Genomic DNA, 23,597 nt, shown 5'->3' with positions numbered 1-23,597 from the left:
ATTGAAGGAAATACTTGAATCATAAATCGTAAATCTAAAATCATAAATCATTAAATTCTGCACATATCCACCGGTGTTTCCTTTTGGGCATCGGTGACGGCGAGGGTAGTCATGTAAACGATGTCCCTTACGCTGCATCCCATTTGTAAGATATGCACGGGTTTGTTCAAGCCCAATAGCACGGGACCGATGATCTCGTTGTTGCCGAGTTCTTGCAGTACGCCCAAGGCGATGCTACCGGAACTGAGGTTCGGGAAAATAATGGTGTTTACATCCTTGTCTGCTAACGGGGAGAAGGGGTAGCGGGCTTGTCGCAGCTCTTTGTTGAAGGCAACGGAAGCGGACATCTCCCCGTCCACGAGTATCTCCGGGTATTTGCGTTGCAGGACTTCCACGGCTTCTTGTATCTGTGCCGGGCTTCCCAGTTTGTACTCGCCGAAGTTAGAATAGGAGGTGAGTGCCACCACGGGTTCCACGTTGAATTGTTTCACCGCCTCGTAAGTCAGGACGGTTACACATTCCAGCGTGTCGGCTGACGGGTGGCTGTTTACCGTGGTATCAGCCAGAAAATAGGTTCCTTTTTTGTTCGTGACGATATGCATACCCACGGCATATTTGCAGCAAGCCCGTAACCCGATGATATCCTTTGCTGCGCGAAGCACGTCATGATAGTCGGAATGAACACCGGAAATGAAGCCGTCGGCATCACCGGATTCCACCATCATGAGTCCGATGAAGTTCGGGTTTTTCATGCCTGTTCTGGCTTGTTCCAGAGTCACTCCTTTGCGTTGTCTTTTCTCGTAGTAAAGCTGGGTGTAACGGGTTATTCTTTCGGTTTCCCGGGCGGGATCGAATATCGTGAATTCTGGCAGTTCCAGTTTGTATTGCTTTTGCAGGGCTTTGATCTCTTCGCGGGAGCCGATGAGTATCGGGTGTGCTATCTGTTCGGAGAGGATTTCCTGTACCGCCATGAGGGTTTTGATGTCGGCTCCTTCCGCGAAAACGATGCGTTTGGGATTTGTTTTTGCCTTGCGTGTCATTCTCCGCATCAAACGTTCGTCCTGTCCCATCCTCTTTTCCAGTTGATCCTGATAGGTTTCCCAGTCGGTGATTTCCTTGCGTGCAACACCCGATTCGATGGCGGCTTTTGCCACGGCGGGTGCAATCCGGCTGATAAGACGGCCGTCCAAAGGCTTCGGGATGATGTAATTCCTGTCGAATGCCAGTGAAGGATCGTTGTACGCCATTTTCACGTTCTCGGGCACGGGTTCTTTGGTCAGTTTTGCCAGTGCGTAAGTGGCAGCTAATTTCATCTCCTCGTTGATTCCCCGGGCTTGCACGTCGAGTGCACCCCGGAAGATATACGGGAAGCCGAGTACGTTGTTGATCTGGTTCGGGTAGTCCGAACGTCCGGTGGCGAAAATGATATCGGGGCGGCTGTGAATGGCTTTCTCGTAGCTGATTTCCGGATTCGGGTTTGCCAAGGCGAAGACGATCGGGTCTTTTGCCATGCTTTGGATCATTTCCTCTGACAGAATATCTGCCACGGAAAGTCCGAGGAACATGTCAGCCCCGACGAGAGCCTCTTGCAATGTGCGTGCGGAAGTTTCCACGGCGAATTCTTCTTTCTCGGCATTGAGTCCCGCCCTGCCGGAGTAGATGACTCCTTTGCTGTCGCACATGAGCATGTTCTCTTTCTTTACCCCGAGAGCTTTGTACAGGCGGGCACACGAGATTGCCGCGGCTCCGGCGCCATTGACAACCACGCGGACGGTGTCTATCTTTTTGCCGTTCAGTTCAAGCGCGTTGAGTAGGCCGGCAGCCGAGATGATTGCCGTGCCGTGCTGGTCGTCGTGCATCACGGGGATATCCAGTTCCTCTTTTAGGCGGCGTTCGATCTCGAAACACTCGGGTGCTTTGATGTCTTCCAAGTTGATTCCACCGAAGGTCGGGGCAATCATTTTGACCGTTTCGATGAATTTGTCAACGTCTTTCGTGTCTACCTCGATATCGAATACATCGATGTCGGCGAATATTTTAAATAACAGACCTTTTCCTTCCATAACGGGTTTACCGGAGAGTGCCCCGATATCCCCCAAGCCGAGTACGGCGGTTCCGTTGGAAATGACTGCCACGAGATTACTTTTGGCGGTATATTTGTAAGCGTCGGTCTGGTTCTTCTGGATTTCCAGACAGGGCTCGGCTACCCCCGGGGAATAGGCTAATGAAAGGTCATATTGAGTGCTATGTGGCTTAGTGGGAATGACTTCTATCTTTCCCGGTCGTCCCATGGCATGGTAATGCAAAGCTTGTTTTTTGTCCATTTTGTTCATGTTGTTGCTTGTTTTAATAAACTGTAAAACTATTTAGACTTAATACAAATAACAAGGTGCCGAATGTTAATAAAAAGTTAAAGTTTAAATATTAATCGAGGTTAAAAGAAGTTATTATTAATTTAGCAAATTGTAAACTAGGCAGGCTAGATGATGGGTAAAATTGGTGGTATATTGTTGGTGATGATTTGTTTGATGTGGTGTTGTAATACCCGCAAAACTGTCATGGAGTTGAATTTGGTCGGTACTTCCGGGATGAAACCGGAGTTAGTGATGAACGGAAGCGAGCGTGTGATAGACGTGAACGAGATGGGGTATGCCAAATTGGTTATGCAAGAGGGCGAAAACGGGTATGCCACTTTGAGGTACGGGAAAGACCGGATTCCTTTATTTATAGAGGATGGGAAATCATTGGTCGTTTATGTGTACGGAGACCACGCGAAAGGAAATACGCGTTTCGAGGGCACCGGGGCTTCCAAAACAATTTATTTGAACAGTCTGGAATCGAGGAATAAGTCCTTCGAGTACGAGTTGGATGGGGAAGAGTTTTTGCAACAACTGAAGGAGCATGTGGCAGAACAGATTTATTATCTGGATACGATGGAGTTTGACGAGGCTTTCAAGGAAATGGAGCGTAACCGGATAAAATTTTCGGCTTACACGGTGTTGGAAAATTATCCGTTGTATCACGCGTGGAGCACGGGGAATAAGGATTATCAACTCGATACGTCCTATCTTGACAGTGTCAAAGGGTTTATAAAGGAAGACGAGAAATTGTTGGTATTGAAAGAATACCAAGAGGGTATGGCTTCTTTGGTTTCGGTAATCAGCACCTCCCGGTTGAAGGAGTATGACGCTTACAAACGGGTGACGGCACAATTCGATTACGTGATTCACAATCTGACAAACAGTACGTTGATAGAATTTCTGATCGATCATTACGCTTATAATTATTTGTTGGGTGCGGGAGTGGACGAACACATGGGAACGATCTTGAGAACGTATGACACGTACGTGAAAGACGTGAAGATGCGGAAGCGTTTCTATGACGGGTACGAGCGATGTATGAAGATCGTGTCCGGTAGACCGGCTATGAATTTCGTGTTCACGGATATGGCGGGGCAGGCTTTCAGACTGGATGATTTCCGGGGGAAATATCTCTTTATCAACGTGTGGGCGACATGGGGAGTACCCTGTCGGGCGGAAAATGTTTATTGGGAGAAGTTGGAAAAAGAGTTCGAGAACGAGAATATCGTGTTTATTGCCGTTGCCTGTGATAAAGACCGTGCCATGTGGGAGAAACGGGTACGGGAGAATCCGAAGGGCGAGGTGCAATTGTACATGGGAAGCGATCGTTCCTTTATGGACTTTTACATGATACGGGGGATCCCGCGGTTTATACTGATCAGTCCCGACGGGCGGATTATCGATTCGGATATGTCCCGTCCATCGAATCCCGAAACGGCGAAGGTATTGCGCGCTTATCTGAAAAGTAGCAAGTGATTTTTATTTGAACCACTGGGTCACATCCTCGTTTTTCAGGATGTGGATGATAGTTTTGCCGTCGGCCGTGTAATTCGGGTGTCGGCAAGAGAAGAGGTTGTCAAAAAGATCACTCATTTCTTGTCTGTCCAGCGGGGTGTTATAGTCCAGTGCGGCGGCTTTTGCCAAAGAGAGAGCGATTCGTTCCCGCATCTTGTCCCGGATGGAACCTTCCGTGTTCTTGTAATGCTCGATCAGGCTCATCAGAACTTCTTTCCCTCGTGAGGTCGATAAGTCGGGAGGTGTAGAATATATGGCATAACAATTTTTCCCGAATTCTCCCAGCTCGAATCCTAAAAGCATGAGATCGTCGAGAATGTCTTTCACGAGCATGAAATCTTCTGCCGATAATTCCAGTGTTTCGGGAAACAGGCTTTTCTGTCCTCCTGCGGCTTGGTGGGACAATGTTTCCTTGTAACGCTCGAACAGGATGCGTTCGTGTGCCCGTTTCTGATCGATAAACATGAGTCCGGAATGAACAGGGGTCACGATGTAACGACCTTTCATTTGCACGAATGAGATGACGCCCTCGTGCTCTTCCTGTTTTTCCGCCATTTCCGGGATTTCGGTTTGGATTTCTTCCTGTTTATCCTCCAGTCCGGCAAAGAGGGCGTCCCAATTAGCGGGCACCTGTTCTTTGCGGTGGTGCTCGTACTCCCGTTGGCTACCGCCCCCGCTGCTTCCGCTCGTTCTCGCTTTTTGTTCGAAATCCGAATCCTCTTTTGAAATGGAGGTAGAGTAGTTAAACGGGTTATAGTTCGGGTTATAGCTTACTTTCGGTACTTTCGGCACGATTGGGGTGTCGGGTAGCACGAAGTCCACTTTGTCCGCCGTGTCAAAATCGATGGTCGGGATCACGTTGAATTTTCCCAATGCTTCCTTGACACTGGCAAGGATAATCTGGAAAATAGCACTCTCGTCCTGAAATTTAATTTCGGTTTTGGTCGGATGTATATTGACGTCTATAATAGACGGGTCTACCGTGAAATACAAGAAATACGAGGGGATCATGTCTGCGCTGATCAGTCCCGCATAGGCCTCCGTGAGTGCCTTGTGGAAGAAGTTGTGCTTCATGAAGCGGTCGTTCACGAAGAAATATTGTTCCCCGTAAGTTTTACGGGCATGTTGCGGCACGCAGATAAAACCGTTGATGGTGACAATACCGGTTTCGCAATTCACGGAGAGTAGTTTGGAATTGATCGCCTTGCCGAAGGCGTTCACGATACGTTGCCGTAGTCCGGATGCGGGAAGATTATATATTTCATTCCCGTTGTTTGTCAAGGTAAATGCCACTTCGGGCGTGGCAAGGGCTACCCGCAGAAATTCAGTCGTGATGTTACGCAATTCGGTGTTGTCCGATTTCAGAAATTTCCGGCGGGCGGGGATCGTGTAAAACAAGTTTTTCACGAGCATATTCGTTCCGCGGGGACAACTGATGCTTTCCTGATTCTTTAACTCGGAATCGGCGACAAAAAGATAAGTTCCCAGCTCGTCTTCTTCCCGACGGGTACGTAATTCCACTTCTGCCACCGAAGCGATAGAGGCAAGGGCTTCTCCGCGGAACCCCATGGTGCGTATGTTAAATAAGTCTTGGGCGCAAGAGATTTTGGAGGTGGCGTGTCGTTCGAATGCCATACGGGAATCTCTCGGCGACATTCCTTTGCCGTCGTCGATGATTTGAATGAATCCTTTTCCCGCGTTCTTTAATATTACCTGAACCTTTGTCGCTCCCGCGTCAATGGAATTTTCCATCAATTCTTTCACGACGGAAGCCGGACGTTGCACGACTTCTCCCGCGGCAATCTGGTTTGCCACTGAATCGGGTAATAATTGAATAACATCTGCCATACCTGCGCTCCTAGAAGAATTTCATGATTACATCCAACTTGTAGGTCACCAGATAAAAAGCAACCATGAGCAGGATAATTAATATGAGAAACAAACGTGTGGAGTATCCTAATCCAGCCTTTGGACGTGTAGCTCTCTTTTTATTAAATTCCCGTTGTAATCCGGCACGCACGTCGGGGACGTATTCCGTTCCGTTTTCAGCGAGCCCCAGTTCGGCACGGATACGTTTCTCCCGTTCTTTACGGGCTTCCGCTTCGGGGTCCCAGTAACGGGGTTTCAGATTGAAGCGTCTGTATTCCGGTTGTTTAAATAGTCCCATGGTTCATTCTCCTCTTTAATTGTTTATTTTTTCGTTTGCTTGGCGGATTTCCCGAAACTGCGGGCAACCCACTTGGGTACGATAAACGCTCCTATAAACAGGTAAGGGTAGTAGCTGATGAGTCTCCAGAGAATGGCCATCGCGATGGCAACTCCCGCGCTCGGTAGAAATTCCCCGAGATACTTGGAGAAAACAAATTCCGCGAAACCACTACCTCCCGGTGTAGGGCTGACCAACATCATGATCCACATGACAAGTTGTCGTGCAAAGATAAGAAAATGTTGCGCCCAATCATAGCGTCCGAACCAAAAAGCTACAAGAATGGCGTTCACAACCCAGTAACGGGCAGTCCACGAGAAGAATGTAGCCCCGAAGGTTTTTAACCAGAAGGAGAAGGGCATCTTCCGCAATTCACGGGAATTACGAATAATGTCGGTTCCCGCCTCGTTGGCATCGTGACGCCATTTGCGAAGAATCCGCCATTTGAATAATTTCATGATCAACCATTTGAGGCCCCGGGGATTTTTGAATAACCCGTAACTCAATATGAGGAGGTAGGCTAATTTCACCCCGTAACCGATGGCCGCGAAAGCGATCAAGCTGTCCGCGACCGCCTTGGTCGTGTCGGGCATATACCACAAGGCTTGATGGTTCACGCATAAAAGGATGATCGGGAACATGATGATAAAGTACAGTTCGTCGAGAAAGGAGGTTGCCATGACCATTGCCGAGCTTTTCCCGACACCGATACCTTCCTTGTGCACGAAGAGGATGGCGAGGCTGGTTCCCCCGATGGCAGAGGGGGTGACCGCCGAGGTAAATTCCCACAGGAAGATGACGCGGAGTGATTGTATCCACGTGAGTTTATCGCCCGAAAGTACTTTGATTCGTACCACGTACCCGAAATCCCGGATTGCCATGCAGAGCACAGCCACGAACAGCCAGAACACGGTGTTCCACGTGAAGGTGATCATGTCGAATGCTTTCGGGTCGAATTCCCGGTATAGCATGTAGGATACCACCGCCAAACCGATGACGATGGGGTATATGATCTTGTAAGGCCTGATTTTCTTTGTTAGTTTCCGGTTCTCCTCCGTGCTCTCCTGTGCCATAACTTCGTTCGTTTATTTTTGGCTAAATTACGAAATTGTATTTTACGCGGCAAGCGTATTTGTTCTTTTCGTCAGATCTTCATGGTAACGTTTGTTTACAGCCCGATGGATAAAGTACATGTAGGGTAAACCGAGATTGGTTTCCAGAAGTGAATTTACTACAATGGTCATGAAGCTGGGATTGCGTATACCCGTTACCAGAAGCACGAACTCCCACGCGAATTGCACTAGAATGCCAATGGCGAGTATCCAGACGATGTTGATTTTTTGGCTTTCGTCTTTGGTCTTTATATTATGTATGCAGAGTATGGCGTAGCCGACAAATAGGATTAATGCCATAATACCGTGATACGCTCCGGTTCCCCGCGATATGGATATCGGGGCGAACCCGCCCCCGAAGTTCTGGCTGAGAAGCGAGCAGGTGAACCATGAGGCGATGATGAGTATCGACCATTCGAGAGCCCTTTTATCCCGGTCGAGCCAAAGCCAGATCCACACGAAGTTCGTGAAACCGTAACTCATGCTTAACCAGAGCAAAAACCAAAAGGGATCAGCTCCTTCTACCGAACGGGTACCCAAATAAAGATAGAAATAGCCATAATCGACTATAAAATAGAGCACTCCGGCAAGTAACCCCACGATAATGGCAAGGTATCTTTTGGTGTAAACAAGGGTTGCACCCAAGAAAAGCAGGAAAGCGAAGTCCAGATACATGTAGAGAGCGTTCATCGAACGTGCTGCAATAACTTCCATTTTGTTGTTGTTTTAGGTTTTACGGGAAATAATTGCAGCATATTCTGTGCCAATTTTAGATTCAGACAGGTCGATATGTCTATACGGGTGATTGGGAAGCAGATGCGCGAGGAGTTATGTATTATATTAAAAGAATGCACGGGAGAAACTGAAAAGTATTGTGTGTGGGTTTCTCCCGTGCGAGGATCGGCGTTTAAGTAAACCAAAAAAATCATGGCTTATGAAGTCACAAATATAAGAATTAAATTTGAAAACAAGATAAGAATATTCTCAATTGTATGCTGTGCGGCTTAATTTACGACAAAATGGTGTTATCTTGCGTCATTACCGCGATACCCGAGGATATAATAATTCTGAGAAAAGATGTTTGTATCATTTGTTTCTGTTACGATTGTTAATTTTCATGATTCCATTGTTGGAAGTTGATGCTTTTATTATGATATGGAATTTTGTGTATAGTTAGGCTATGGTGACTTTGATTGGAAGATAATGGATGAACTCTGATTATTGATTTTAGGATGTCATTTTATTACAGTGGTTTACGATAAAGTAGAAAAAAATAACAACAATTTGTTACAACCGAAAGAATTAATACTTATATTTGTAGTGCTCGAATGAAATAAAGAACGCTAGTTGCATAAGAAGGGTTAGCCTCCGGTATGCTATTAGCGTTCTTTTTTTATTTCATCGAGCAAACGATTTAAGAAAAGAGACCGGAGGCTCTTTACAAGTAAGGGCATACGTTACATATAAAGATATTGTTACAATTTCCGTGACAATTTTTTTGAAAATTTCAGTTTATAGGGGTAGGGCCGTGATGGTGACCTGCCCCACTTTTTATTTATCGCTTTTGGTATTCAGTTATCTTGGCGGCAGTGTACCCGTCAGGTAGTACCGAGGATAGCATGGGAGATAATAACACGGTGCTTTTGTTCGTGTTGGAGTATTGTCGACTTCGCCGGAAGATAAGTTCGAGAGTTACGAACAATTGCAGGTTATGGCGAAGAAGATTAGGAAGAGGTTGATCGGGAATGCGGGTAGAGGAAACGTGTTGTTGAGATGTTTGGATTGTGCGTCGATAGAGATAGAGCCGGAATGGAAAAAGGATATGAAGTGCTTGAAATGGATGTTTGACACGAAAACGGGAGAACGGAATTTACAATCTAAGTAATAGATAAGAAACGGGAATTTTTAATTTAGTTGTAATTTCTTTGATTAATCTTTCGGCAAGAGTGTATTTTTCTTCTTTGGTTTTACACACTTTGATTCCTCGTTCTATTTTTGGGATTCAATCAACTTGTTTTTTTAGCAATCCTTATTTTCATTTTTTCCTGTTTTTTTTAATGTCATTCCAAAACCTAAAAAGAGAACAGAAAAATCCGAAAACACTACTCGAAGTGTAATTTATTGATTGTCAACAAATTAAGTACTATTCGTGGAGAATATCGGAATCGAACCGACGACCTTTTGAATGCCATTCAAACGCTCTAGCCAACTGAGCTAATTCCCCGTTTGCGGATGCAAATATAGATAAATTATTGAAAATAGAAAATTCTTGGATATGAATTTTCCGGGTGGTGAAGTAAACTTTTGATTTACATTTGGTTTATTCCGCCTAATGTCGTGATGTAAATGGGTAATACTTGAGTTGTAATGTGGTTGTGCGTTTGTTGTATACACAGTGTAGAGATGCTTCGGGGTATATCTATGGCGGATCAATAACGGTAGAACATCGAATGAAGGAGCCTACTTTAGGGGAAAGATGACCTTTATGTTCGGGATTTTTCTTTTCGGTTAGTTGATAGGTGGTTGCGGGGTTATGTGGTATATTAGGATTCGGATAGAATCCGAAGAGAACCCGTGGAATTCCCGTATCAAACACGTATCACTTTCGAATCACTCCCGCATCAAAGGCGCTTGGGAGTGTTTTTGATGCGGGAATGTTCAGGGGGTGGTGTAGGCGTGTGTACTGATTAGGCCGGATTCTGTGCGGGATATCGGTAGCTTGAAGGTGTGTTCATGTCTTGAACGGGGGTGTTTATGAAAACACGTGGGCTCTTTATGAAAAATGGTTGGAGAAAGGGTCAGGCGGGTAGTATCTTTGTATTGGAGAAGTTCTTTGACATGTTGATTGGTATTTATATTTGGAAATGTGTTTCGTGATTTGCTTATTATTGTTACATTTGCCTTCCAAAATTGGCGTAAATGAGTACAGTAGAGAAGGAACGGGATTATTTTTCACGAATGCAGCAAGGTGATAAATGTGCGTTTGAGTATTTTTTTAAAACGTACGTGGATATGTTGTATGCTTATGCTATGGGTTTTTGCCGGGATCAGGACGTGGCGGAAGATTTGGTGCAGGAGGCTTTCGTGCGTTTTTGGACGATGCGGGAGAAGTTGTCTTACTCGGAATCGATTTACGGTTATCTTCAACGAACGGTAAGAAATATATGCATTAACCAGAAAGTGCGTGAGCGAGTGGAGGAAAAATATCGGCAGGCGGTTTTACATTCCGATGAGGATGAATTTTGTTGGGAAGACGACGATGAACTGGAAGAATTGCGGCGGCAGTTGTTGGAAGCGATTGACCGATTGCCGGAGAAATGTCGGGAAATGTTTATTCTTAGTTGCGTGGAAGGGTTGAAGTATCAGGAGGTAGCTGACCAGTTGGGTGTTTCGATCAACACGGTAAAGACCCAAGTGCGTTTCGGGTATAAAAAATTACGTTCCGATTTGAATATTCCGGGAAAAGTATTGATTGTACTTTTGACTATTCTATTGAAATAGAGGTGTTCTTCGTGATGAGGCAAATATAATTTGATTTTATTCTGAAAAAATATCTTTTTCTTTCACCCTTTTTTCTTCTCATCTTGTTAATGGGATATAAGATGAAGAAATGAAAGAAGAGAATACTGTTCATATTGAAAATATACTACGCCGCTTCCTTACGAAAGGGGAAACGGTAAAGTGGGATGAACTGCGAAAGGAGTTGGGAAAGGATGAATATGCCCACGTGAAAAAGGAATTGCTTCGTTTGAGAGGAACCCGACTGGAGGCGAATCACGAGCGGATATGGGAAAAGATACAGGATGATTTGAGGCAAAAGACGAGGAAGAGGAAAATGCTTCGTTTCGTGAGGTATGCCGCCGTGTTGATGCTTCCGTTAGCATTGGGAATATTGTTTGTGTTGCACCGGGAGGATGGGCAGATGCCGAAACTTGTCGCGGAGAGTACTATTGCGGACACTACCGGTCTGCACAGGGTTTATTTGGTGCTGGACGGGGGGACAAAGGTGGAGTTGTCAAAACCTCACGTGGACACGATCCGGCGGGAGGATGGGAGCGCTTTAGCGGTAGATACGTTGGGAACGTTGATGTACAACACGGTGAAGGCTGAGAATCCCAAGTTATCTTATCACACGATTATCGTTCCGAGGGGAGGAGAATACACACTGGTGTTAAATGACGGCAGTCGGGTACGATTGAATGCTGATTCCGAGTTGCGTTTTCCGATAGTATTTGCTTCGGGGGAAAGAAAGGTATTCTTGAAAGGCGAGGGATATTTTGAGGTGCAACGGGATACGACACGCCCGTTCCGGGTGGACGTGCACGGGGATGCTATGATAGAGGTATTGGGTACGGAATTTAATATCAATGCTTATCCGGAGAACGGGCAAATTTTCACGACATTGGTGGAAGGGAGCGTGAAGGTTGCGGGTATGATGTCCGATACAGCCGTTGTATTACAACCTCGGCAACAAGCGGCTTTGTGGGGGGGAGGTATCCGTGTGCGAGAGGTAAATCCGGAGGATTATATCACGTGGATTAACGGACGATTCTATTTTGAAAGGATGCCGTTGGAAGAGATATTGTTGCAATTGGAACGGTGGTACGACTTGCAAGTGTTCTGGGCGAGCGAGGAGTTGAAATCTTACGAGTTCACGGGAGCGGTTTGGAGAGACAATTCTATCCGGCAGACGTTGGATATGATAGAGAAAACGACGGATGTTTGCTTCACGGTTTCCGGTCGCACGGTGACGGTGACAGCTTCATTATAAAGAAAAACGGCATCTGTTAGCGCAGATACCGTCTTGTTCAAACTAATCCGAAGTAGGATTCTGGATTAGTGATGTTAAACTATTAATACAAAGTTATGGAAAAAAATCAAACCATGCAACAAAAGGCTCCCCGGAGTTTCTGTTCGCGGTCTTTTCGGGTGACGAGAGCGTTTTGGGTTTTGTTGTTTTGCGGCTTGTGCATGGCGGCAATGCCGGCAAACGCCCAAGATAACAAGGTCACTCTCCACGTGAAAGATATGCCGCTGGGGGATGTCGTCAAAGAATTGAGAAAACAAACCGGTAAAGATTTCCTTTTTAGCAACCGGGAGGTCGATGTGAATCAAAAGGTGACCGTGAACGTGACGGCTAAGTCCTTGAAAGAGGTACTTTCCCTCGTTTTCGGGGAAAATTATCGCTTCGAGATCGAGGAAAACGTGGTCATCGTGCGCCCGTTCGTGCAAACGACTGCTTCCGGACAAAAGGGTTTACTGGTTTCGGGTGTGGTGCTGGACGAGAAGAATCAACCCCTGCCGGGCGTGACGGTAAAACTCACGGGTACCACCGTGGGTACTGCTACCGCCCAGAACGGTAAGTTTGCACTGCATTTGCCGATCACAAAGGGCACGCTGGAGTTCTCGTTCGTGGGTTTCAAGTCTCAGCAAATCGCTTTCACGGAGAGTACGCGGGATTCTATTCGGGTGATCCTGAAGGAGGATGTCGCCGGGTTGGATGAAGTACAGGTGATCGCTTACGGGCAGCAGAAGAAGCGGACGGTGATTAGTTCAATTTCTTCCATTAAAGCGGACGATATTAAAGAATTGCCCACGCATAGTTTCGAGAGTTTGCTGCAAGGACACATGGCAGGAGTGGAAGTGAATAATATTTCCGGTGCTCCCGGTGGTGGCGGGTCTATCGTGGCTATCCGGGGATACAATTCATTCTTCGTGAAAGATGCCAATGGAGAGGACGCGGAGGGTGCCGACAGGGCATACGGGACCCCGCTGTATGTTGTTGACGGAGTGCCGATGCAGGCTTTTACTTCACCCATCACGGGAACGAACACGTTGTCGTCTTTGGATCCTTCGATGATAGAGTCTATCGAGGTTTTGAAAGATGCCGCCTCATCCGCTATTTACGGTTCCCGCGCGGGTAACGGGGTGATCTTGATTACCACGAAAAAAGGGCGTTCAGGACAGGCAAAATTTATGGTGAACGCTTCTTATTCTGCGTCTTGGTTGCCTCGGACGCCGGAGCAGAGCGGGGGACAATTGGAACGTTGGTACAATCTTCAAGGATTGCGTAACACGAGAACTCCTTATCAGGCTGCTGACGGAACCTGGAGGATGCCTTCGTCTTTCGGGGAAGTGTATAACTTTTCCACGAAGAACGAAAGTAACCAACCTTATTATGATTGGTTTTACGGGACGCAAAGTGGTGCGAATACTTCATTCGTGTTGCAGGATAGTTTGAATAGTTTTTACAATAATTCGACGGACTGGTGGAGGTATAGTTACCACACTGCGAATGTGTATAACGTGAATATACAGGCGAGCGGTGGAGGAGATAAGGTGACTTATATGATCGGAGCCGGTTATTTTAAAGAAGAAGGAATCATGTATGGCAGCGATTTCGAGCGTCTTAACGTGATGACCAATATTTCGGCTCACCCGACGAAACGATTGACCGTGGATAATCAGATCGCCTTGGGGTATTCCAATAGAAGCAAGGGGGGAGCCAAAGGAGGAGCTAAGATTGAAGGGATGACTGTCGATCCGATGAAGACTTCCACTTTACTCCCGAGTAAGGGGAATGTCGTGGAAGAATTACTGGGCAGGGCGAATAGCGTGGAACAGAAAAATCATGATTATTCTGCGCGTTATAATATGGTACTGAATTACGAGATTATCAAGAATCTTTCTTTGCGTATCACGGGTGGAATTGATTATAGCCAACAAAATATGAATCAATTCGAGCCGAGCACGAATGACGAAAGACATCACTGGTCGAAATCGGAAGGTGCGATATCCAGAAACATCGCTTTACAGAACGAGAATTTATTGAATTATTCTCTTACCTTGAAGCAAAATCATAATTTCAGTGTTTTATTGGGATTGTCGTTCCTGAAGAACCAGTATTATACTAATTCGGGGCGCGCCCAAAAAGGACCGAATGATTATACTCACTATGTTCAAGGTACTTGGGGAAACCAACAAGGATTGGTTGACGACGCGGACGAGGGCTCGAAAACCCCGGCGTGGATATCGGCATTCAATTACTCGTCCGATTTCGAGGAAGAACATTTGAATAGTTATTTCGGGCGTTTAACCTATAATTATAAAGAAAGGTATATGTTTGAAGCCACTGTTCGCCGGGACGGTTCTTCCGTGTTCGGGGAGAAAGTACGTTGGGCGACTTTCCCATCCTTCGCTATCGGCTGGATATTCTCGGATGAATCTTTCGTGAAACCTCTATACTGGTTGAGTAGCGGGAAGATTCGTGCCAGTTGGGGAAGATCGGGGCAGAAATTTAATCAACGCTATTTGGCACATGGATTAATGGGGCAGAGCCAGAATACTTTTTACGGTAATGTCGGTATTGTACCCGATCAGAGTGGCGGTGTGATAAACAGGAAATTGACCTGGGAAGAAACCGATCAATATGACGTGGGGTTGGATATGAGTTTCCTGAATTACCGGCTGAAGTTTACTCTTGATTATTATTATCGCCGCACGAAGGGACAACTGAATAACGTGAAACTTCCGGGAGATATCTATTTCCATACTTTCCAGTGGCAGAATGCCTTGGCAACGTCTAACCAGGGTGTCGAGTTGGAACTTACTGCTGATATTCTTCGGGAAACAGCCGTGAAGTGGAGAATGAAGTTCAATGTTTCGCGTAACTGGAATCGTTTGGATAAAACGATAGATGGTTATGATTTTGAAAATAATGTATTGGGCAAGCCGTTATATCGTATCCGGGTATTTAAGACAGACGGATTCTATAACACGTCGAACGAGGTGCCAGTGTATTATATCGATAAGGAAGGCGGTATGCCTAAGCCCTTGAACACGAATGGAGGGTATGGGATCTTTTTTCAAGGCACACGTAAGATATTGGATTTGAATAGTGACGGAACAATTGATGAGGATGACAGGTATTACGCGGAAACGCCTCTCCCGTTAGCCCATGGCGGTTTTTCCAATGAGATTCGATGGAAACAACTTGATTTGAATGTTTTCTTCGTGTATTCCTTGGGACGCCATATCGTGAATCAGGCAAAATATCAGCGTGCAAGTGTCTCGTACGGGACAGAAGCTCCATTGCTGAATGATGTCCGGAAATACGATATGTGGAATGGGGACGGTCGTGGTAATTATGATTTCCCCGGCTATCAATACTATTCTAGCCTGGGATTCCAATCTGACGGTGGATTTGACAAAAATATCGAGAGCGTGAATTTTATTCGTTTGAAACAATTGACGCTTGGCTACAATTTGCATGACCGGATTGCCAAAAAGATTGGGCTCAGTGGTGCACGTGTTTTCTTGACGATGGAGAATTTGTTTTTAATCACGAACTATTCTGGTCTGGATCCTGAAACGGTGGATGTTACAAGTGGTATAGATATGTTGCAGACTTATCCGTTGCCAAGGAAATTCACTGTGGGTTTGACTGTTAATTTCTAAAAAAGAGAGATTATGAAAAAAATATTTATCATTTTATTCTTTTTACCGCTTTTTGCTTGTGACGATTGGTTGGATATCGAGTCAGAGAAGTCCGTTACTTACCTGAACTTCTTCAAGAGCGAGCAAGACTTGGAAAGTACGTTAATATCCATGTTCGGATTCGAGAAAAATATTTGTGCTTCTTCGATGGTCCATCCTTTTGGATGGTGTGGGTTGCAGTGTGACAGCCTCGCGGACAATGAAGGCTATCGGGAACTCGATCCCCAGAGTTTTATGAGCAAGATGTATATGTTAAGTTGGTCGCAGAATTACAAGGCGATTTATCTCGCGAATATGCTTGAAGAAAATAGATTCCGTTTCGAGAATATCTCGGAAGAGAGAGCTGATTACTGGATAGCCCAGGCTAATTTTATAAAAGCATTTGCTTATTTCAACGTGGCTCAAAACTGGGGAGATGCCCCCTTGGCTCAACCGACGGAATCTACCGAGGCTGTTGGCAAAAGTCCTGTCGATTCCTTGTTCGCGCAAGCCTTAAGGGCTGCCGAGAAGGCATTAATACTTCCCACGTATGATAAATTGACGGATGCCCATGGTGATGCCGTAACTTCTAAACAATACGCCAGCCTGGGGACGGTTCATACTTTGCTTGCCAATATTTACGCTTGGATGGGCGGATTATACGACAAAGAGGAATACTGGAAAAAGGCGGAGGAGCACGCGTCTCTCGTGATTGATGGAAAAGTAGGGGGCTATAAATTGGAACTGACCGTGGCGGATATGGTAAAGAACACGTTAGGACCTGTTAGAAAAAGCAATGAAACTATTTTTAGTATTGCCGTAAATAACGAGGATGAGAACCGAACGGCACAAGTGAGTTTTTATCCTATTTACCCCGGGCAGGCATTGATTAACTATCCTTATTCTCCAACTAATTACACGGATATTGAAGACCCCGGACAGAAAAAAATGTTGGTTGCAACCGTGGAAAAGATATTCCCGGAGGAGGCGGATACCCGGAGGAAGGAGTACTGGAAGGATTTGGGACAACAGGTTACTCAATGGGAGTATATTTATGACGAGGAGACATGGGAAGTAGTAGATTCTGTCCCTTATGCTTATTCTGAATATGCCTTTATAAATAAATGGAATGAACCGTATTATTCAACGGATCAGAGTGTGATAGAACACAATAAAGGGATTGCTCCCTTGCTGGCAATGGAAGGGGATCGGGTTGTCTGGCGTTTGGCGGATTTGATTTTGCTTCGGGCTGAATGTCGGGCCCGGTTGAATATGGCGAAGCCGGCAAAGGATGATTTGGATGCAATTCGTGTAAGGGCAGGACTCGAGGGATACGAGGGTAGCGGTACTGCAGATATTGAAGAACTACGGAAAGAGATATTCCATGAACGGGAACGGGAACTTTTTGGTGAAGGGCAGCGCTATTATGACATCGTGCGAAATGGATATTTCCGGACGGAATTGTCTTCCGTGTACAAGAGTCTGACTGATGCAGACGTGAAAGGAGGAGCGCTTTACCTCCCTGTCGCTCGCAATTCTTTTGAGAAAAACACTTTAATGAAACAAAATAGTTATTGGTTATGGCATCAACAATAAAAAATATATGCAAGGGAATAATTATCATGGTAGCCATAGTATTTGGTTCCTGCACGAAATACGAATATATCGATGGGGGATTGGCAAAGGGGGTACACGATTGTTCCATGTGGGATTATTTCCACACGGACGGTTATGACTGGGACTCCACGAGGGTAATGATCGAGCACGCGGGTATGAAAACTTTTTTTGATGGTACCGGTGAGTACAAGCAAATTACTTTTTTCGGGATCACGAATCATGTTATTTGTCGTTATTTGCTGAAGAAAGGTTATGACCGCGTAAGCGATATTAACGCGGCTGACTGTAAAAAGCTTTTGGAAGCCTTGATCGTGCCTAAAAGAATTATGACGGAAGATATTCCCGCGGGAAGGCGGTTGGTTGTCGGGCAAAAATTAACGGAAGAAGAAGGAGCCGTTTGCGAAAGTTTGCGGGGTGAACTTTTCTTGTGGAAATTGCAAGATGCATATCAAGATATGGCACATGCGGGTGCTTTCCATTTGTATATCGCTATCAAGAATAGCATAGAGGCAAAGCCCGAGGTAGTCGCCTCCTCGAATATTCAAACCAATAATGGAGTAGTACAATCTTTGAATTATGACTTTGATCTAAATAACTTTTTAATTAATAGATGATGAAAAAGATATGGTATATATTATTAGTCGGATATTCGTTGGGCTTCTTCGCTTGTAACGATGTCGAAGTCGGGTATTTGGACATAAAAAATGCAACGTATGCTATAGACAGTTTGCATATCTATGACGTTAAAAGTACTCTGGATAAATATAGCGCTGATTACGATGCGGGTATGTCGTCTTTACTCGCGGAGATCGAGGAACTCGAAAACCAAGAAGCTGATATGGAAGATGAATTGGATGCCCTCATGGATCAAATATATGATTTGGAGGATCAGATGTATGACCCGGGTATTAGTGATGAGGAATATGACGAACTTGAGAGACAAATGGCGGAATTGGAGGCTTCGTATAATGATCTTTATGCTGAATATCGAGCCTTGGGGAAGCAAATTGCAAGTATTCAGGAAAATACAGTTGATAAAGTTGCCCAAGAATTGGGATTTGAAAGTGAAGCGATGATGAAAAGTGAAATCGTTAAACTTGAAAATCGGATAAAATATCAATCTCCGTGGGTAACCCAGCCTATTGAAAGTGTGTTGGGCACAGAACCTTTGTCGTATGCTATTGCGAACGTGAAAAACGATAATCTGGAAAATGCTGAATTATTTCGGCAATCGTTGACCATTATGGGGGGAGGACGTATGAATGTTGCGTTTGGTTGCAAGGCTCCCGCTGGAAGATACGTGGTGTCGATAGAGATTGAGAACGAGGGGCAGCGTGCCGTGTTGGAAGAGGTATATACTTTTATAGTGGATAAGTAGTGTGATTTTGAGATTTATGATTCGTGACGGGACGGTCTGTCACGGGTCATAAAATCTTGAATAATAATTCTTTTATAAATTAAATCGGAGTTTATGGTGAAATTATTTTATATGTTGGCGTTCCTGCTCGGAACGCTGGGGAATTTGTCTGCCCAGATGGTGATGTTCAAGGGCTCTTTTGACGAGGCTTTGAAGAAGGCGAAGGAAGAGAAAAAGGATTTGTTCGTTGATTTTTACGCGGACTGGTGCGGACCTTGCAAGGCGATGGCTACACGGATATTCACGTTGCCAGAGGTGGGCGATTATTTTAACGCTCATTTTGTTTGCGTGCAGGTAAACGTGGAGGCGAAGGAGAATAGCGAGGTGGCGAAGAAATACGATGTGAAGGTTTTGCCCACGATGGTATTTATCAATGGCGAAAGTAAAGAGTTGAGGCGGGCGCAAGGAGCAATGGAGGCGGCAGCCCTCCTGAAAGAAGCGAAGATCGCGAGAGGCGAAGAGTTGAGTTTCATACAAATGTACGAGAAGTTCAAGAAGAAAAAGAACGATTTGGATTTGCATCAGCAATTGTTACTGGATGCCCCTCTTTTCTTGCCGAGACAGGAGGAATATGACCGGCAGAAGTGGACGACCCGGATCGAGAGTCTTTTCCCGGCTTACTTGAAGAACAAGAAGTTGGGGAACATGATTAACGAGAAGGACTTTCAGATATTGATGTTATATCACCCGCAGACTTCTAAAGAGGATGAGGTGTTCGATTTTGTTGTCGCCAATTATGACAAATTTGTTCAAGTGACGAAAAATAAAGAGGTTGCGGGTTACTTGATCGCTTTGAATAACGGGTATATTGTTCAGTTATGTAAGAAAGGTGATTTGGCTTACAAGGATCGTCTGGAACGGGTGAACAAGGATTTGAAACCGGTGTATTCCGAAATCTCATTCGGTTCGTTGAGCGTGTTGGATGCCATCACGTTGTTAGCGGACGCTACTTATTATTTGTATCGGCATGACGAAGCAAAGTTCTTCGAGAATATGGATAAATATTTTGCCGGAAAAGGTGATCAAGTTGAGGCGGGAGATTACGGGCAGGCGTTAGAGGATTTGTCAATGGCTTATAACGGGCAGTTGTCGAAGAATGCTTACACGAAATCCATTGATTGGATCACGAAGGCTCTGGAAAAGAAAGATATGGATGCGGAAATGCATACTCGCTTTTTGATTATACTGGCTCAATGTTTTCAGAATACGAATAACGTGGAAAAAGCCAAGCAATGTTTGAATCAGGCATTCGTGGTAAGTGCCGGAATTTCTGACCAAATGCAGATGCAATATACGCAACGGATGATAAAACAATATATGGAAGGTTTATAGAAAGTAGTGTGCTTTATCTGAATTTCAGATCACTTCGAACTGGATAATGATCTGAATACTTGACCGTATCCCGGGTGTAGGATACTGTTTTGAATAATGGTGAGTGCAGGATGTGGTCGATACGGAACGAGGGGAATTCCCCGATATAAGTGTTCCCGAGGCCACGTCCTTTTTCGTTGAAGCTATCGGTCATCCCGTTTATTTGACAAATTCCCAAAAGTTGTCTGGTGTTATAACTTTAAAAATTGAGTTGGGATAAGTCTCTGCAAAGATTTTCGGTATGGAGGTTTTACTTTTAGTGTTCCATTTAAATTCGAAGGTTGTTAGTATTCCGTCTTGATCTTCTACTAGATCAATTTCTTTTTGGTCATGGGTACGCCAAAAATATTGAGTAGCAAAGTTTTTGGAATAAGAATTACGTTTTACTCTTTCGCATACCATTAGATTTTCCCAAAGTGCGCCCACGTCATTCCGTAGTTCCAATGGTGCAAAATTAGAAATGACAGCATTCCTGATTCCATTATCGTAAAAATATACTTTCTTCCCTTTTTTTATTTCGTTTCTAATGTTACGATTGAATGAATCCAGTCTAAAGACAACAAAGCATTTTTCAAGGAGATTGATGTAGTTTTCCACGGTTTCCCTGTCCACTCCTAATAAATTACTTAATTCGTTATATGATACTTCACTACCTAGTTGTAATGCTAAAGCCCTAACTAATTTTTGCAAGATGTCAGGCTTCTTCATTCCCTTGTAAGTGAAAAGGTCTTTGTAGAGATAATTGTTGGCAAGGGTTACTAGAGTTCGTTTAGCATCGGTCGGTTCGTTAATAACTTCAGGATAAAGACCGTAAATCATTCTTTGTTCCAATAAACGTTGTTCTTCTCTTTCGGATGTATGAGCTGCAAGTTCGGATAAAGAGAATGGGAATAGTTGATATTCTATGATACGTCCTGTAGCCGGTTCGTTTATTTCATTTGCCATATCAAGAGAAGAAGAACCTGTAACAATCACTTGTCCGGCTAGTTTTAAATCACCGATCATTTTAATGGTCAGACCTATATTTTTTACTCTTTGGGCTTCATCAATAAAAATGATCTCGTAAGATGATAACAATAACTTGAGTTCTGTCGATGTTTTTTCCTCTAACAACAACTTGTCGTCAAGGTTGTCACAATTTAAGAATAAGCATTTCTTTTCTTTGGAAGATAGCCCTTCCAGTAATGTTGTTTTTCCGACTTGTCTTGCACCTAGAAGTACAATAACTTTTTTTCTTTTAAAATCGGCGAGTATTGAATTGTAGATTTCCCTGTTTATCATATAAACTTTCTTTTGGACAAATATATGAAATTCTGTGGTTGTAACCGCAAAATTCATGTGAATTTTGCGGTTACAACCACAGAATTTAGTTAAATATTATATATATGATAGTTCTATTACACGATAATTTCTTCCTGTTATCTATGCGAAGGGGCATATTTTAGTTTCGTTTTCACGGGGTAATGGTCTGAATACCTGACAGTATCCCGAGTGTAAGATACTGTTTTGAATGATGGTGTGTGCAGGATGTGGTCGATACGGAACGAGGGGAATTCCCCGATGTAAGTGTTCCCGAGGCCACGTCCTTTTTCGTTGAAGCTATCGGTCATTCCGGTGGATAAAGTATGGTAGGCATAGGAGAGGGGCGTGTCGTTGAAGTCGCCGCATATAATCACGGGGTAGGGGGATTGTTGCATGTGGGCTTTGATTTCAACGGCTTGGTTGGCTCGATTGCGGTTCGCGTGAACGAGGCGTGAGGATATCTTTTTGACGCCTTGCGTGGCGTTTTCCGTGTTACCGCTGGTCAGGTTTTTATAGATTTGTTCTTCTTTGTTGCCAAGGCGATAGGATTCCAAATGAATGGCGTATACCCGGACGGTGTCACCCTTCACGTCGATGTCCGCGTAAATACAAGCGGCGGCATTGCCGGGAGGGAATTTGATTACTCCTTTATGGATGATAGGATAACGGGAGATCAAGGCAACATCCTTGTTGCGATAGCGGTATTTGTATTCCGGAAATTTCTGGAAGGAAGCGTCCCGGTTGGGAAATTCCTGTATACACACGATGTCTGCATCGCTGTTGTTGATGTAATCCATGATTTTTTTTGGTGCGTCTTTTTCCTGCATCCAGTTATTCGCGTTCATTTGCCGGATGTTGTAAGTCAAGATGGAAAGATCGTGGGGTGCGTCCGGTGCTACTTTGGGGTTTAAGGCATAGTAAGTTGTGATAAACGGGTACCCGGAAGCAATGACTAAAAAAGAAAGAATGGCAATCTTCTTCCACCGGAAGAGCCAATAAAGAAATAATATGATATTTGCTATTAACAGGTAATGGTAAGCGAGTCCCAGTAGTGACGAGGGATAAAACGTGTTCGGGTTTACATACGGGGAAGTATAGCTTCCCAGCAAGCCGATCATTGCCGCAATCGTGATGATCCTCATAACCGTGTTAAATAGACGAACCAAATTAATTTATGATTTTAAATTCTATTAATTCCTTGATTTATGATTTTAGATTTAAGATTGAGTATCCCTTCTGCCAATCACCGCTTTTTTATCGTAAATCGTAATTCATAAATCGTAAATTGACTCGTTTTCAATTTTTTGATTTGAACAAAATCTCTTTTTCTTCTTTTGTCAGGCTTTCGTAGCCGTGTTTGGAGATTTTATCCAGAATGTCGTTGATGCGGTTGTCCTTTTGTTTCTTGTACTCGTTGTATTCTATGTCGTTCATATCGGATACTTTCTTTTTGTATTTGACATGCATTTTCTTTTTCGGTTTACTGAAAAGTTTACCCAGTTTGTCGAGGAGTGACATAAGACCGCCCGTGAGGTCAAAGTTGCGACGCATGGACAGCGTGAACAAATAGCCGAATACGGCACCTCCCAAATGGGCGATATGTCCCCCCGCGTTTCCCGACGGGATACTGATAAGGTCAATTACTGCCGTGAAAATGGCCAGATGGATTAACTGCACGGGACCGATCAGGAAGACGTATATCTTGTGATTCGGGAGATAGGTACAGACTGCAAACACGATAGCCATGACGGAGGCTGAAGCCCCGATAGCCCACGAGTAGAACCGTTCGACCTCGAATGCCGGAAATATGGCATAAGCGGCGATATACACGATTGCCCCGCTGATACCTCCCAAAAGATATACTCCCGTGAGTTTCGAGCCGGAGAAATAATTCAGGAAAATAGACCCGAACCAGTATAACCATAGCATGTTGAACAGTAGATGGATAAATCCGAACTGGGTGAACATGTAGGTGATGATGGTCCACGGGGTATGGAGAAGATTTTCCGGTAGGGTGGGAACTCCCATGTAAGGCAACAGCATGGCGTCGACATTTTTTCCACCTGTCAAGGTGATCACGACGGCAATCAGCTTGATGATGATAAAGACTCCTATATTGATATAGATAAGTCTAGTCAGAGCAGAACCCTGTCTGAACGAGCTTTTTATCCCGCCCCAAATTCCTTCTGAAAAGTTCGATCCATACGAGTTGTTATACATAT

At 44.6% G+C, this 23,597-nt stretch carries 17 protein-coding genes and 1 tRNA gene; 9 read left to right on the top strand and 9 right to left on the bottom strand.

Annotation, left to right across the window (positions count from 1 at the left end):
* Positions 1 to 50: 50 nt before the first annotated feature.
* Entirely contained in the window at positions 51 to 2,333 is a 2,283-nt protein-coding gene (locus tag CS948_RS06550; RefSeq protein WP_099290922.1) for an NADP-dependent malic enzyme, read from the bottom strand.
* Positions 2,334 to 2,483: 150 nt separating this feature from the next.
* On the opposite strand from CS948_RS06550, the gene CS948_RS06545 reads away from it, so the two are divergent.
* Positions 2,484 to 3,836, top strand: a complete 1,353-nt coding sequence (locus CS948_RS06545) for a redoxin family protein (RefSeq protein ID WP_099290921.1) — start codon at positions 2,484 to 2,486, stop codon at positions 3,834 to 3,836.
* 3 nt (positions 3,837 to 3,839) lie between these two features.
* Here CS948_RS06545 and mutL read toward each other — a convergent pair whose 3' ends face one another.
* Genes mutL through CS948_RS06525 form a run of 4 tightly spaced genes read right to left on the bottom strand, consistent with a single transcriptional unit; the run spans position 3,840 to position 7,907 of the window.
* Positions 3,840 to 5,723: a DNA mismatch repair endonuclease MutL gene (gene mutL, locus CS948_RS06540; RefSeq protein ID WP_099290920.1), complete on the bottom strand. Its 1,884-nt coding sequence runs from the start codon at positions 5,721 to 5,723 to the stop codon at positions 3,840 to 3,842.
* 10 nt (positions 5,724 to 5,733) lie between these two features.
* Positions 5,734 to 6,042 (bottom strand): hypothetical protein, encoded by a 309-nt coding sequence (locus tag CS948_RS06535; protein WP_099290919.1) that lies wholly within the window; start codon positions 6,040 to 6,042, stop codon positions 5,734 to 5,736.
* Between the two features lie 23 nt (positions 6,043 to 6,065).
* Complete coding sequence (locus CS948_RS06530; protein WP_099290918.1) at positions 6,066 to 7,154, bottom strand: lysylphosphatidylglycerol synthase transmembrane domain-containing protein; 1,089 nt, start codon at positions 7,152 to 7,154, stop codon at positions 6,066 to 6,068.
* 42 nt (positions 7,155 to 7,196) lie between these two features.
* Positions 7,197 to 7,907, bottom strand: a complete 711-nt coding sequence (locus tag CS948_RS06525) for a hypothetical protein (protein WP_099290917.1) — start codon at positions 7,905 to 7,907, stop codon at positions 7,197 to 7,199.
* A gap of 997 nt (positions 7,908 to 8,904) precedes the next feature.
* Here CS948_RS06525 and CS948_RS21625 point away from each other — a divergent pair.
* Positions 8,905 to 9,078: a hypothetical protein gene (locus tag CS948_RS21625; protein ID WP_176554956.1), complete on the top strand. Its 174-nt coding sequence runs from the start codon at positions 8,905 to 8,907 to the stop codon at positions 9,076 to 9,078.
* A gap of 265 nt (positions 9,079 to 9,343) precedes the next feature.
* Here CS948_RS21625 and CS948_RS06515 read toward each other — a convergent pair.
* A tRNA-Ala gene (locus CS948_RS06515) sits at positions 9,344 to 9,417 on the bottom strand.
* Between the two features lie 695 nt (positions 9,418 to 10,112).
* Here CS948_RS06515 and CS948_RS06510 point away from each other — a divergent pair.
* The 7 genes from CS948_RS06510 to CS948_RS06480 all read left to right on the top strand — a co-directional run bounded on the left by CS948_RS06510 (position 10,113) and on the right by CS948_RS06480 (position 20,034).
* Entirely contained in the window at positions 10,113 to 10,694 is a 582-nt protein-coding gene (locus CS948_RS06510; RefSeq protein WP_099290915.1) for an RNA polymerase sigma factor, read from the top strand.
* Positions 10,695 to 10,803: 109 nt separating this feature from the next.
* Positions 10,804 to 11,964 carry a FecR family protein gene (locus CS948_RS06505; protein ID WP_099290914.1) on the top strand — a complete coding sequence of 387 codons (1,161 nt, stop codon included), beginning with the start codon at positions 10,804 to 10,806 and terminating at the stop codon, positions 11,962 to 11,964.
* 95 nt (positions 11,965 to 12,059) lie between these two features.
* On the top strand, positions 12,060 to 15,650 hold the full coding sequence (locus CS948_RS06500; protein WP_099290913.1) for a SusC/RagA family TonB-linked outer membrane protein: 3,591 nt from the start codon (positions 12,060 to 12,062) through the stop codon (positions 15,648 to 15,650).
* Positions 15,651 to 15,662: 12 nt separating this feature from the next.
* Positions 15,663 to 17,264, top strand: a complete 1,602-nt coding sequence (locus CS948_RS06495) for a RagB/SusD family nutrient uptake outer membrane protein (protein ID WP_099290912.1) — start codon at positions 15,663 to 15,665, stop codon at positions 17,262 to 17,264.
* Positions 17,249 to 17,899: a hypothetical protein gene (locus tag CS948_RS06490; protein ID WP_141560896.1), complete on the top strand. Its 651-nt coding sequence runs from the start codon at positions 17,249 to 17,251 to the stop codon at positions 17,897 to 17,899. The genes CS948_RS06495 and CS948_RS06490 overlap by 16 nt, the downstream gene beginning before the upstream one ends.
* On the top strand, positions 17,899 to 18,663 hold the full coding sequence (locus tag CS948_RS06485) for a hypothetical protein (RefSeq protein ID WP_141560895.1): 765 nt from the start codon (positions 17,899 to 17,901) through the stop codon (positions 18,661 to 18,663). The genes CS948_RS06490 and CS948_RS06485 overlap by 1 nt, the downstream gene beginning before the upstream one ends.
* Positions 18,664 to 18,756: 93 nt before the next feature.
* On the top strand, positions 18,757 to 20,034 hold the full coding sequence (locus tag CS948_RS06480; RefSeq protein WP_227215727.1) for a thioredoxin domain-containing protein: 1,278 nt from the start codon (positions 18,757 to 18,759) through the stop codon (positions 20,032 to 20,034).
* A gap of 198 nt (positions 20,035 to 20,232) precedes the next feature.
* On the opposite strand, the gene CS948_RS06470 is transcribed toward CS948_RS06480, so the two are convergent.
* The 3 genes from CS948_RS06470 to CS948_RS06460 form a co-directional block, all read right to left on the bottom strand.
* Positions 20,233 to 21,354, bottom strand: coding sequence for an ATP-binding protein (locus tag CS948_RS06470; protein WP_099291812.1), 1,122 nt, complete (start codon positions 21,352 to 21,354; stop codon positions 20,233 to 20,235).
* Positions 21,355 to 21,491: 137 nt separating this feature from the next.
* Positions 21,492 to 22,517, bottom strand: coding sequence for an endonuclease/exonuclease/phosphatase family protein (locus CS948_RS06465; RefSeq protein WP_099290909.1), 1,026 nt, complete (start codon positions 22,515 to 22,517; stop codon positions 21,492 to 21,494).
* Positions 22,518 to 22,671: 154 nt separating this feature from the next.
* Positions 22,672 to 23,595, bottom strand: coding sequence for a rhomboid family intramembrane serine protease (locus CS948_RS06460; RefSeq protein ID WP_099290908.1), 924 nt, complete (start codon positions 23,593 to 23,595; stop codon positions 22,672 to 22,674).
* Positions 23,596 to 23,597 lie beyond the last annotated feature (2 nt).

Origin of the sequence: Butyricimonas sp. Marseille-P3923, from assembly GCF_900184685.1 — a bacterium.
Taxonomy (GTDB): domain Bacteria; phylum Bacteroidota; class Bacteroidia; order Bacteroidales; family Marinifilaceae; genus Butyricimonas; species Butyricimonas muris.
Note: the sequence above shows the minus strand (reverse complement) of the source record. Positions and strands in the feature narration are given on the sequence as shown.